Source organism: Burkholderia stagnalis, from assembly GCF_902830275.1.
In the GTDB taxonomy this organism is placed as follows: domain Bacteria; phylum Pseudomonadota; class Gammaproteobacteria; order Burkholderiales; family Burkholderiaceae; genus Burkholderia; species Burkholderia stagnalis.
Genome location: NZ_CADESW010000032.1, coordinates 38,537 through 49,903 on the forward strand (window position 1 = coordinate 38,537; position 11,367 = coordinate 49,903).

Genomic DNA, 11,367 nt, shown 5'->3' on the forward strand with positions numbered 1-11,367 from the left:
ATCGATGAGGGCGAATGTGCAGAAGCGTTACAAGGGAATCGCATGGTGGGGCTGGGCGGCGGCCGCGGCGCTGTATGTCGGCGTGACGGCCGCCGCGGTCGAGTTCGCGTGGGATCGCGCGATCGACGGCCTGGAGGAAACCGGCGCGCACCGGCTCGACCTGTATGCGGCGAGCCTGAAGAGCGAGCTCGGGCGCTACGAGATGATGCCCGTGCTGATCGCCCGCCAGGACAGCGTGCGCGCGCTGCTGAAAGCCACGCCGCATGACGCGCCCGGCCTGCTGCACACCGTCAACACCTATCTCGAAGCCGTCAACCGCGATGCGGGCAGCGGCGCCGCCGACGTGATCGACCTGCAGGGCTCGGTGATCGCGGCCAGCAACTGGAACCAGCCGGTCAGCTTCGTCGGCACCAACGTGTCGTACCGGCCGTACTTCAAGGACGCGCTCGCGCACGGCAGCGGCCGCTTCTTCGGCATCGGCACCAACACGGGCATCCCCGGCCTCTACTTCGCGAGCGCGGTGCGCGACGACGGCGCGACGCTCGGCGCCGCCGCCGTCAAGGTAAGCGTCGACGCGCTCCAATCGGCGTGGCGCGCGCCCGGCGTCGCGGCGATGGTGGTCGACCGCAACGGCGTGATCGTGATCTCGACCGAACCCGAATGGAAATTCGCCGCGCTGCGGCCGATCACCGCGCAGCAGCAGAGCGACATCCAGGCCTCGCGGCAATACGCGGGCCGCACGGTCGAGGCGCTGCCCTACCGGCGCACCGACGAGCGCAACGCCGCCGCGTGGCTCGGCGTGTTTCCGGACCTGCGCCATGCGGGGCGCACCGCACGCTATCTCGTGATGTCGCGGCCCGCGCCGCAGGCCGGCGATTCGCTGATGGTGCTGCTCGACGTGTCGGGCGCGCGCCGCCAGCAGCAGATGGCGTTCGCGTTCGTGACGGGCGTATTCCTGATCGCCGCGCTCTATGCCGCCTACGCGATCCAGCGGCGCCGCACGATCGCCGCGCGGCTCAACGCGCAGGACGCGCTGCGGCGCGCGAACGACCAGCTCGAGCTGACCGTCGCGCAGCGCACGGCCGCGCTGACGGCCGCGAACGAACGGATGCAGCAGGAGATCGTCGAGCGCGAACGCACCGAACAGCGCCTGCGCGATTCGCAGCAGGAAGTCGTGCACGCGGGCAAGCTCGCGGTGCTCGGACAGATGGCCGCGGGCCTCACGCACGAGCTGAACCAGCCGCTCGTCGCGATCCGCACGCTGTGCGACAACGCGCGCACGTTCTTCGAGCGCAGCCAGCCGGCGCAGGCGCTCGCCAATCTCGAACGCATCGGCAAGCTCGTCGACAGCATGGCCGTGCTGACCGGCGAGCTGAAGACGTTCGCGCGCAAGCCGGATATCGAGCGCGTCGCGGTGTCGCTGGCCGAGGCGGTCGCGCATGCGCGGCTCATCTACGACGCGCGGATTCGCGACGAGGGCGTGACGCTCGACGTGCGGATTCCGCCGGGCACGACCGTATACGCGGAATCGAGCCAGTTGCAGCAGGTGATCGTGAACCTGCTGGGCAACGCGCTCGACGCGGTGCATGATGCGGCCCGGCGCGAGATCGTCATCGCCGCGCACGGGCCGGACGCGCACGGCCGCGTGCGCTTCACGATCGCCGACAGCGGCGCGGGCATCGCGCCGGACGTGCTCGCGCACCTGTTCGAGCCGTTCGTCACGACCAAGCCGCGCGGCCAGGGCCTCGGGCTCGGCCTCGCGATCACGTCGCGCATCGTCGAGGGGTTCGGCGCGAAGATCGGCGCGGCCAACCGCGACGAAGGCGGCGCGCAGTTCAGTATCGAATTCGCGGCGGCCACGCCGCAAAGGACAGACCATGGAAGATGAGATTCGGGTGCTGGTCGTCGAGGACGATGAGAACGTCCGGATCGGCGTCGAGCAGGCCGTCGCGCTCGCCGGGTTTCCGGTGAGCGCGTTTGCGTCGGCTGCCGACGCGCTGGAACACGTCGCGCCGGGCGCGCCGATCGTGATCGTGTCGGACGTGCGGATGCCGGGCATCGACGGGCTGCAGCTGCTCGACCGCGTGATGGCGGTCGACGCGCAGATCCCGGTCGTGCTGATCAGCGGCCACGCGGACATCTCGACGGCCGTCGGCGCGATGCAGGTGGGCGCGTACGACTTCATCGAGAAGCCGTTCTCGTCCGACGTGATCGCCGGGCGGGTCGCGCGCGCGGTCGAGAAGCGGCGCCTCACGCTCGAGGTGCAAGGGCTGCGCGCGGCGCTGCACAACTGGCAGGGCATCGAGGCGTTCGTGCTCGGCAAGTCGCCGGCGATGGCCGACGTGCGCAAGAAGATCCTGCGGCTCGCCGATACGTCGGTGTCGGTGCTGATCACCGGCGAGACGGGCACCGGCAAGGAGCTGATCGCGCGCAGCCTGCACGACTTCGGCGGCCGGCGCGACGCGCATTTCGTCGCGCTGAACTGCGGCGGGCTGCCGGAGCAGGTGTTCGAAAGCGAGCTGTTCGGCCACGAGGCCGGCGCGTTCACCGGCGCGATCAAGAAGCGCATCGGCAAGATCGAGTGGGCGCACGGCGGCACGCTGTTCCTCGACGAAATCGAAACGATGCCGATCGCGCTGCAGGTCAAGATGCTGCGCGTGCTGCAGGAGCGCGTGATCGAGCGGCTCGGCGCGAACGAGCTGATTCCGGTCGATTGCCGCGTGGTCGCCGCGTCGAAGGCGGACCTCGCCGAGCTCGCGGCCGACGGGCGCTTTCGCGCCGACCTGCTGTACCGGCTGAACGTCGCGCAGATCGAGCTGCCGCCGCTGCGCGAGCGGCGCGAGGACGTGCCGCTGCTGTTCGAGCACTTCGTGCTCGCGGCCGCGCGGCGGTTCGGGCAGCCGGCGCCCGTGGTGTCCGCTGCGCAGGTTTCCGAACTGATGACGCACCAGTGGCCCGGCAACGTGCGCGAACTGCAGAACGTCGCCGACCGCTTCGTGCTCGGGCTGACCGGCGACAGCCTGCTGTCGGCCGGCGGCGCCGCCGCGAAGGGCGGCACGCTCGCGGAGCAGCTCGCATATTTCGAGCGGATGCTGATCGAGGACATGCTGCGCCGGCACAACGGCAACGTGGCGGACGCCAGCGTCGAACTCGGGATGCCGAAGAAGACGCTCTATCACAAGCTGCGCAACCTGAAGATTCCCGCGCGCGGCGACGCGGCGGCCGACGGCGGCGATGCTTAGGGCCTGTTCACGCATATCGAATCGGGCATGCCGTGGCCACGCGCGGCTGCCCACGCAACGCGAACGAGGATCGGAATACGCATGGATCGCATCACCCTCACCGACGCAGGCCAGCTCGACGGCTACCTGATCCGGGGCATCACGCACGCGCAGAAGACGTTCCGGCCCGGCGACTGGCCCGAGCGCCTCGCGGGCGTCATCACGCTGTTCGTCGGCGAGAAGCGGCCGGGCTTTCCGAGCGCGCTCACGCGGCTCGCGACGCCTGTCGTCGACAGCGGCGCCAAGTGCCTGCTCGTCTCGCATGAACTGCAGGCCGTATGCCCCGACGCATTCGCGTTCGTGATGCAGTTCGCCCGCGACAACGACCTGCCGGTCGACGCCCGCCCCGCGCCCGCTTTGGCGGCCCGCTGACGGCGGACCGGCCGCCCGCTTTTCCCGCTTCTCCCCCCTCTCCCGCTTCGCTGCCGCGCCGGGCTCACCGGCCCGCGGCACGCCGCCGCTCGGCCCGCGCGCAATCATCAGACCAATTGATCGCCGGGCTGAAGGCCCTTTCTACGACAGGGGTTTGCGGTGTTGGTATCAAGGAAATTGATCGATGCAATGAGAATTATCCATTTTTCTTAAACGCCGCCGTCGGGCATAGTTGCGACGTGATGACGCACCTGCGAGTTTTTCACTCATGAACATGCGAATCGAGCCTTCGGTGCTCGCGAACCCCGACCTGCAATTTGCGACGCTGTCGTCAGGCATCAGCCTGCCTTACGTCGAGAAGGGCACGGGCGCGCCGATGATCTTCGTCCATGGATCGCTCTGCGATTACCGCTACTGGGACGCGCAGCTCGCGTCGCTGTCCGCGCACTACCACTGCATCGCGCCGAGCCTCAGCCACTACTGGCCGGCCGTCGAGGCAGGCATCCAGAACGAGTTCGCGTGGCAGAACCACGTCGACGAGTTGGCCGAATTCATCGACGCGCTCGATCTCGGCCCCGTGCACCTGGTCGGCCACTCGCGCGGCGGCAGCGTTGCGTTCAACGTCGCACGCCATCGCCCCGATCTCGTCGCGACGCTGACGCTCGCCGATCCGGGCGGCCCGTTGCAGCAGGACGGCGTGCGCGAGGAAGCGAAGCTGCCGCCGGCCGCGATCGCGCTGCGCACGAAAGCCGTGAGCCTGATCGAGCACGGCGACGTCGAGGCCGGGCTCGAGATGTTCGTCGATTCGGTCAGCATCCCCGGCGCGTGGAAGAAGAGCACGTCGCGCTTCCGCACGATGGCGATCGACAACGCGAGCACGCTGCCGAAGCAGCTGCGCGACGCGCTGCCTGCGTATACGCGCGGCGCGGCCGCCGACATCGCGTGCCCCACGCTGCTGATCGACGGGCAGCGCAGCCCGAAGATGTTCCGCCACAACGTCGAGACGCTCGCGCAGTGGATCGGCGGCGCGCAACGGCAGACCGTCGCCGGTGCGTCGCACGGCATGAACGCCGCGGCGCCGGGCGTGTTCAATCGCTACGTGCACGAATTCGTCGCCGCGTAAGCGTTCTTCAGGCCGTGCGCCCATTCCCTCCGAAACGCGACCGGGCCGCGCGATGCGCGCCCGGTGCCTGCCGCGCTCAACCGCCGTGCGTCGCCGGCGCCGCCGTCCCGTAGATCTGCCTGCGCAATTCCGCGAGCCGCATATCGAGCGCTGCACGCTGCTGCTCGCGGTCCGGCACGGTGCGCGTCACCTCGTCGATGATCTTGCGGCTCTCCGCCACATAGGCCGCGTCCTGCCGCTCGCGCGCCGGCGACGGCGCACGCGCGCCCATCGCGAGATCGCGCAGGTGCTCGCGCAGCGCATCGCTGCCCGCGCGACGCGCGGCCGCATCGGGTTCCGCGTCCTGCCACAGCAGATCCGCGATGCCGGACGCTTCGTGCGGATCGAGCGCCCCCGCATCCGCGCCGGCGCGCAAACGCGCGAGCAGTTCGCGCGCGCGCGCCTGCCGCTCGGCAGCGCCGAGCGTCGCGCGGTCGTGCGCATAGCCGTCGAACTGCGTGTGGAAGTCGGCGGGCGAGGCAGTCGAAGCGTTCGTCATGCGGGTTTCCTGTTGAAGGGCAGGTGGAGAATCGGCTGGCCGCGCGGCGTCCAGGCGGCTGGTCCACAACACGGCGGCCGATGCGACGGTGCCCGCCGCCAGCACCACGCCCCCCCACAACACGCGATCGCGGCTCATGCTGCGCTCCCGGTGACGCGCGCGAATAGCGGATCGGTGATGCTGGCCGCGCCCGTCTCGACGTGGCCGGCCAGCGCGCGCAGATAGTCCGCATCCGCGTCGACCGTCACGCTCAGGTCGTACCAGCCGCCGCTTCCGGCCAGGTTCCACACCGTCTCGACCGTCGCGCCCGGCTCGATGGCGCCGGCGCGCGGCGCGACACCGTAGCCGTTGTCCGTGATCGTCGCGGTGAGCCGCGCGTTGCCGGCGTTGCGCATCCGCACGACGAGCCCGCCGTCGACGCGATACGCGACGCTCACGTCGAGCAGCGCCGCGCTCGCCGTCGCGCCGCCCTTGAAGCGGCGATAGAAGCCGTTCGGGCCGTATGCGGCGAGATCGTAGCGCCCCTGCGTATCGCGCACCGGCCACCATTGGTCGCTCAGCACGCGGCCGTTCTGGATCGTGTAGAAGCGCGGGCCGTTCTGCGCGAGCGCGTCGTGCACGTGGAACACCGCGGCCGACGTGCCGGCCGCGTTGCCGGGCAGCGCCTTGCCGTTGTTCGCGAAGCTCACGTTCAGCACGCCCGCGCGCACGTCGAGCGCGGCCTCGACGAACAGCTCGTACGGCACCGGGCGCAGTTTGCGCTGGCCCGGCTCCTGCACGGGCAGCGGCGCGTTCTCGGCCGGGTAGCCCGCCGGATAGCTCGGCTTCGCGAGGTAGTACTGGACCCAGTACGCATTGTCGAGCTGCGCCTTGGTCGCGGTCAGGTTGAGCAAGTCGGCAGGCACCGCGGCATCGGCGTCCCCCGCGAAATCGAACGCCGAGCTCAGGTCGCCGCACACTGCGCGGCGCCACGGCGTGATGTTGGTTTCGTAGACGCCCGGATGATCGTCGACGAAGCACTTCTCGATGAAGCGGATCACCGACGTGTGGTCGAACACCTCGGAGCAGGTCCACCCGCCCTTCGACCACGGCGAGATCGCGATCAGCGGCACGCGCGTGCCGAGCCCGATCGGCAGCCCCGACTGCTGCTCGATCTCGCCTTCGACGCTGACCGTCGACAGCCCCTTGCCGGCCTTCCACGGCGGCACGGGCGCCGTCACATGATCGTAAAAGCCGTCGCCTTCGTCGTAGCAGAGCAGGAACACCGTCTTCGCCCACACGGCCGGGTTCGACGTGAGCGCATCGAGGATCCGCGACACGAACTCCTCGCCGAACGACGGCCCCCACCACGGATGCTCGGACGACGAGAACGGCGGCACGATCCACGACACCTGCGGCAGGCGGTCGGCGAGCACGTCGTCGCGCAGCGACGCGATGCCGCGCGCGGTCATCCCGCGCTGGTACAGCGGCGAGCTCGTCGGTGCCGACTTGAATTGCGCGAACCACGCCAGCGCGTTGCAATCGAAATTGTTCGTGTTGTCGATCCAGTAGCGGCTCGACACGACATTCCACACGTCCCGATACGAGCCGACGCCGCCTTCCTGGTAGATCCGCCAGTCGATGCCGGCCTGCTGCAGGCGTTCCGGGAAGGTTGTCCACGACACCGTGCCGGTGCGGTCGCCCATGAAGTTGGACGTCGCGACCTGGCTGCCGTCGGGGTTCGGCGACGCGCGGCCCGTCATCAGGTACAGCCGGTTCGGGTTGGTGGGCCCCATCATCGACTGGTGATACGCATCGCAGATCGTGAACGCGTTCGCGAGCGGATAGTAGTAAGGCAGGTCAGTGCGCTTGAAATAGCCCATCGCCTCGGGCCACTGCACGGCCATCCACTTGTCGTTGCGGCCCTCGTTCCACAGCTGGTGGAACGGATCCCAGTCGTGGTATTCGGACGTCATCCACTGCGCCCACGTCTTCGACGTGTCGAGGTGCCAGGGCACGTAGTCGCGGCCCTTGTAGTTCTGATACCAGATCGCCTTGCCGTCGGGGCGTGCGACCGCGCGCGGATCGTTGAAGCCGCGCACGCCCGGGAAGGTCCCGAAGTAATGGTCGAACGCGCGGTTCTCCTGCATCAGCACGACGATGTGCTGCACGTCGCGGATCGTTCCGGTCACGCGGGCCGGCTCGACGGCGAGCGCGCGCCGGATGGATTCGGGCACCGCGGCCGCGAGTGCCGAAGCACCGGCGGCCTGGGCCGAGCGGATCAGGAACGTACGACGATCGAGTCGCGACATCGACACACTCTCCTCGTTTTTTGGCTCACGGGATGGAATGGGTGAGCGCGCAACGAAGCCGCGCGTCACATCGTTTCGTCGAATTCTAGGAAGCGCGATCGGACAATTTTGTTAAGCCGCGACGAAAAACCAGACGATTGCGACATTAGAAGTCTTCTACCAATCGTCCTTCGATGCGGCCGGTGGCCGCGCCAGTCAGGCGCGCAGGTGCTGGCTGAGTCGGTATTCGTTCAGCACCTGATCCATGACCCAGCTGGTTCGAGCCGCATGCTCGGGCGCCAGGTCAGGCGGGTGAGCGCTTTCCCCTGTCAGGCTCCGGACCACGCATTCGATCAGCGGTTGCTGGATATGCACGGGATTCCCGATCGCGAATCGCTGCTCGGGTTCGCCCGGCCGCGTGACGACGATGTCCCCGTCGCCGAACGTCGCAAACTTGATTTGCCCTTCGCTGCCGACCACGCGAACCTCGTCGTACCGCTCATGGCACGCGAAATTCCACATCCCGCAGCCGTGCATGCCGTTGCGGAAGAGGAACGACATCGATACGCAGTCTTCCGCAGGATAGGCATTCGACTGCGAACTGGCATGCCCGCGCACCGACGTGATTTCGCCGAACAGGAAATCGAGGATGTCGAGCGTATGGCACGCCAGATCGACGAAGAGGCCGCCGCCCGAGATGTCCGGCATGACCGTCCACGGAAGCTCGGCCGGGTTCCGGTATCGCGCTTCGAGCGGCCGATGAAGCATGCAGGTGACGAACCGGGGCGTTCCGATACAGGCGCCCGACGCGATCAGCTCGCGGATCTTCAGGAAGCGGGGCAGACGTCGGCGGTAATAGGCGACAAACAGCGGCGTGCCGTTGGCCCTCGATGCCGCGAGCATCTCCGCGCACTCCTGCGCATTCAGGGCCATCGGTTTTTCGACGTACACGGGCTTGCCCGCCTCCATGCACCGGATCGCGTATGCCTTGTGCATGTTCGGCGGCGTCGCCACATACACCGCGTTGACTTCCGGATCCTCGATGAGGCCGGTGGCATCCGCGTACCAGCGCGGGACGTGATGCCGACTCGCGTAATCCGCCGCCAGCCGGGCATCGCGGCGCATGACGGCAACCAGGCGCGAGTTGGCCACCTTCCCGAAGGCCGGGCCGCTCTTCACTTCGGTCACCGCGCCGCAGCCGATGATGCCCCAGCGTACTTCCGTCATGCGTTCTTCCATTCGATCGACCTGCGATACGCTTTCGATTCGTGCCAATATACGCGCGTCGCCGGCCGCGCAGGACGCGAGCGTGCGGCCTACGCCTGCGGTTCGGCGTGGCGCGTCACCGCGTCCGGCAGCCCGAACACGGCGTCGAACGACCAGTTGTAGACGAACGTGAAGATCGGGAAGAACACGATCAGCACGGCGTCGTACAGGAACGCCTGAAGCAGCGACACGTCGAGCCACCACGCGATCAGCGGGATCAGGAACGTCACGAGCGCGACCTGGAACCCGATCGCGTGCAGCACGCGGCGCCCGACCGAGCGGGTGGTCGCCGCGCGACGCCGCTCCCATGCCTCGAACGCGAGGTTGTACAGGAAATTGACGACGACGCCCGTCGTCGAGATCATCACCCCCAGCATGCCGCTTTTCGCGGCGCCCGCGCCGCTCAGCGCACCCAGCGTCGCGGACGCGACCAGGATGCCGAGCACCTCGAACAGCACGACATAGACGATGCGTCTCTTCCAGCCTTGCATGACCACTCACCTGCGAATCGAACAAGGCGCCGAGACTAACAGCGAGGCGGCCGTCCGCAAAAGTCAGGTCCTTTCAATTCTGCTTACAGGAGGCGTCTCGTGCTCACCAGCGACCACATCGACATGCTGCTGACCGTCATCGACAAAGGCTCCTTCTCCGCCGCCGCGCGCGCGCTCGGCCGCACGCCGTCGGCCGTCAGCATGGCCATCGCGAATCTCGAGGCCGAGCTGGGCCTCGCGCTGTTCGACCGCGGCACGCGCGAACCCACGCCCACTGCGGCGATGACGGCCTTGCTGCCCGACGCGCGGTCGATCGCCGAACGGCTGCAAGCATTGCGCGCGCATGCGCAGCACCTGTCCGCGGGCGTCGAGGACACGCTGCGCATCGGCCTTGCCGCCGAGATCGACGGCGCGCCCGTCGCGCAGGCGCTGACCGCCGTCGCCTCAACCTACCCGGCGCTGGCGATCAGCGTCACGACGGCGCCGCAGGACGTGATCGTCGACGCGCTGCATCGCTCCGCGGTGGACCTGTGCGTCGCGTACGGCGGGCTCGATCTCCATCCGCAGGAGCAGATTCATGCGCTGTGGGCCGAGACGCTCGTCGCGGTCGCCGCGCCGGGCCATCCGTTGATTGCAGATGGCGCGCGGCCGGAAGCGATCGAGCGGCTGGCGGGCTTCCGGCAGATCGTGATCGCCGATGCCGATACGCCGCTGACCGATATCCGGCCCGTGATCGGCAGCCGCACGTGGAAGGTCGACGACATGGCCACCGCGATCGCGCTCGTGAAGGCCGGCCACGGCTGGGCGAACTTGCCGGAATCCGTGATCGGACGTCATGTCGACGCCGGCGAGCTCGCGCGACTGGCATTCGCGAATATTCGCAACGGTTTGACGCTGCCCGTTTATCTGCGCCTGCCGAAGCACACGGGGCTCGGCAAGGCGGCGGGCGAGCTGGTGCGGGCGCTAAGGGCGACTGGTGCGGTGGGCTGACGATCGCGGGCTAACGACCGCGGCAGCGCCGCGCGCGTCAGTTCGCGGGCGCCGGTAGGGATAGGCCGTTAGTTGCGACACGAATGCCGGGCCGGTCGTTCTCCCGACCACATGACGTACTATTTCCAGGTTGCGAAAATGAACCACGTATCGACCTGAAGGAGACGCGAATGACAGCATCCGTCACGAACCGGAAAGAGGTGGCGCCATGACAACCGACGAAATCAACCGCCCGATCACGCCGTCGCAAACCGCGCTCGTCGTCATGCATTACCAGACCGACATACTCGGGCTCTTTCCATCCGTCGCGCCGGCCTTGCTCGCCAATACGCGCCAGCTCTGCGACGCCGCGCGGGCCAAGGGCGTCGGCGTGTATTTCGCCAACCTGCGTTTCAGTCCGGGCTATCCGGAAGTCAGCCCGCTGAACAAGAACGGGCAAGGCATCAAGCGGCTGGGGCTCTTCGTCGAAGACCGGACCGCGCCCGAACTGGGCCGGCAGGCCCACGAACCGCTGATCGCCGCGCACCGGGCCAGCGTGTTCTTCGGCACCGATCTGGCGGTGCGACTGTCCGCGCAAGGCGTCGATACGCTGATCATGGTCGGCATTGCGTCGACCGGTGTCGTGCTGTCGTCGGTCGCGTATGCGAGCGACGCGGGAGGTATCCGGAATTCCGTGTGTGAGGCGGGTTGAGATTCAGACTCCGATGTTGAATCGTTCCGGGTAAAGCAGCGCGAACTGGGTCATGGCGCTCTTCCAATCGTGCCGGGAACCGGTCCACTTGGCCACGACGTTGCGCAGCGCCAGCCAGATCAGTTTGAGCGCGGCCTCATCTGACGGGAAGTGGCCGCGCGCCTTGATGATCTTCCGAAGCTGCATGTGCAGCGACTCGATCGCGTTGGTCGTATATACGATTTTCCGGATATCCGGCGCGAAGGCGTAGAACGGAATCACCTGATCCCAGGCTCGGCGCCAGAGCGCGGCAATCGGAGGGTATTTAGTACCCCACGGGCTCGTATCGAACGCGTCCAGCGCCAC

Annotated in this window: 10 protein-coding genes and 1 pseudogene; 6 read left to right on the forward strand and 5 right to left on the reverse strand. The window is 68.0% G+C overall.

The window, feature by feature from the left end; translation table 11 throughout:
* Positions 1–4: 4 nt before the first annotated feature.
* From HWY45_RS33960 to HWY45_RS33975, 4 genes are all read left to right on the forward strand, one after another.
* Positions 5–1,888 carry a sensor histidine kinase gene (locus tag HWY45_RS33960; RefSeq protein ID WP_059881069.1) on the forward strand — a complete coding sequence of 628 codons (1,884 nt, stop codon included), beginning with the start codon at positions 5–7 and terminating at the stop codon, positions 1,886–1,888.
* Complete coding sequence (locus HWY45_RS33965) at positions 1,878–3,242, forward strand: sigma-54-dependent transcriptional regulator (protein ID WP_059563774.1); 1,365 nt, start codon at positions 1,878–1,880, stop codon at positions 3,240–3,242. The genes HWY45_RS33960 and HWY45_RS33965 overlap by 11 nt, the downstream gene beginning before the upstream one ends.
* A gap of 81 nt (positions 3,243–3,323) precedes the next feature.
* A complete protein-coding gene (locus HWY45_RS33970; protein ID WP_059563773.1) occupies positions 3,324–3,653 on the forward strand; it encodes a DUF3579 domain-containing protein in 330 nt (109 codons plus the stop codon).
* Positions 3,654–3,921: 268 nt separating this feature from the next.
* A complete protein-coding gene (locus HWY45_RS33975) occupies positions 3,922–4,776 on the forward strand; it encodes an alpha/beta fold hydrolase (protein ID WP_059563772.1) in 855 nt (284 codons plus the stop codon).
* Between the two features lie 76 nt (positions 4,777–4,852).
* Here the strand turns inward: HWY45_RS33975 and plcR are convergent, their stop codons facing one another.
* The 4 genes from plcR to HWY45_RS33995 form a co-directional block, all read right to left on the reverse strand.
* Positions 4,853–5,452, reverse strand: a complete 600-nt coding sequence (gene plcR, locus HWY45_RS33980; RefSeq protein ID WP_081069733.1) for a phospholipase C accessory protein PlcR — start codon at positions 5,450–5,452, stop codon at positions 4,853–4,855.
* Positions 5,449–7,605, reverse strand: coding sequence for a phosphocholine-specific phospholipase C (locus tag HWY45_RS33985; protein ID WP_059881073.1), 2,157 nt, complete (start codon positions 7,603–7,605; stop codon positions 5,449–5,451). Before HWY45_RS33985 ends, plcR begins: the two co-directional genes overlap by 4 nt.
* A 195-nt stretch (positions 7,606–7,800) precedes the next feature.
* The gene (locus HWY45_RS33990; RefSeq protein ID WP_059881083.1) at positions 7,801–8,811 is read right to left on the reverse strand and encodes a Gfo/Idh/MocA family protein; all 1,011 of its coding nucleotides are present in this window, start codon (positions 8,809–8,811) and stop codon (positions 7,801–7,803) included.
* Between the two features lie 89 nt (positions 8,812–8,900).
* On the reverse strand, positions 8,901–9,341 hold the full coding sequence (locus tag HWY45_RS33995) for a PACE efflux transporter (RefSeq protein ID WP_059563769.1): 441 nt from the start codon (positions 9,339–9,341) through the stop codon (positions 8,901–8,903).
* A gap of 99 nt (positions 9,342–9,440) precedes the next feature.
* Here HWY45_RS33995 and HWY45_RS34000 point away from each other — a divergent pair, with 99 nt between their 5' ends.
* Together HWY45_RS34000 and HWY45_RS34005 are read left to right on the forward strand one after the other, a co-directional pair.
* Positions 9,441–10,331, forward strand: a complete 891-nt coding sequence (locus tag HWY45_RS34000; RefSeq protein WP_059881075.1) for a LysR family transcriptional regulator — start codon at positions 9,441–9,443, stop codon at positions 10,329–10,331.
* 208 nt (positions 10,332–10,539) lie between these two features.
* A pseudogene (locus HWY45_RS34005) lies at positions 10,540–10,986 on the forward strand (cysteine hydrolase family protein); the annotation flags it as partial.
* Positions 10,987–11,025: 39 nt separating this feature from the next.
* On the opposite strand, the gene HWY45_RS34010 reads toward HWY45_RS34005, so the two are convergent.
* Positions 11,026–11,367 (reverse strand): transposase (locus HWY45_RS34010; RefSeq protein WP_150999185.1); only part of this gene is annotated, 342 nt, incomplete at its 5' end.

Bases quoted from the DNA above. Each gene is read 5' to 3' on its own strand.
- HWY45_RS33960 (WP_059881069.1), top strand. From the start codon at position 5: ATGAGGGCGAATGTGCAGAAGCGTTACAAGGGAATCGCATGGTGGGGC.
- HWY45_RS33965 (WP_059563774.1), top strand. From the start codon at position 1,878: ATGGAAGATGAGATTCGGGTGCTGGTCGTCGAGGACGATGAGAACGTC.
- HWY45_RS33970 (WP_059563773.1), top strand. From the start codon at position 3,324: ATGGATCGCATCACCCTCACCGACGCAGGCCAGCTCGACGGCTACCTG.
- HWY45_RS33975 (WP_059563772.1), top strand. From the start codon at position 3,922: ATGAACATGCGAATCGAGCCTTCGGTGCTCGCGAACCCCGACCTGCAA.
- plcR (WP_081069733.1), bottom strand. From the start codon at position 5,452: ATGAGCCGCGATCGCGTGTTGTGGGGGGGCGTGGTGCTGGCGGCGGGC.
- HWY45_RS33985 (WP_059881073.1), bottom strand. From the start codon at position 7,605: ATGTCGCGACTCGATCGTCGTACGTTCCTGATCCGCTCGGCCCAGGCC.
- HWY45_RS33990 (WP_059881083.1), bottom strand. From the start codon at position 8,811: ATGACGGAAGTACGCTGGGGCATCATCGGCTGCGGCGCGGTGACCGAA.
- HWY45_RS33995 (WP_059563769.1), bottom strand. From the start codon at position 9,341: ATGCAAGGCTGGAAGAGACGCATCGTCTATGTCGTGCTGTTCGAGGTG.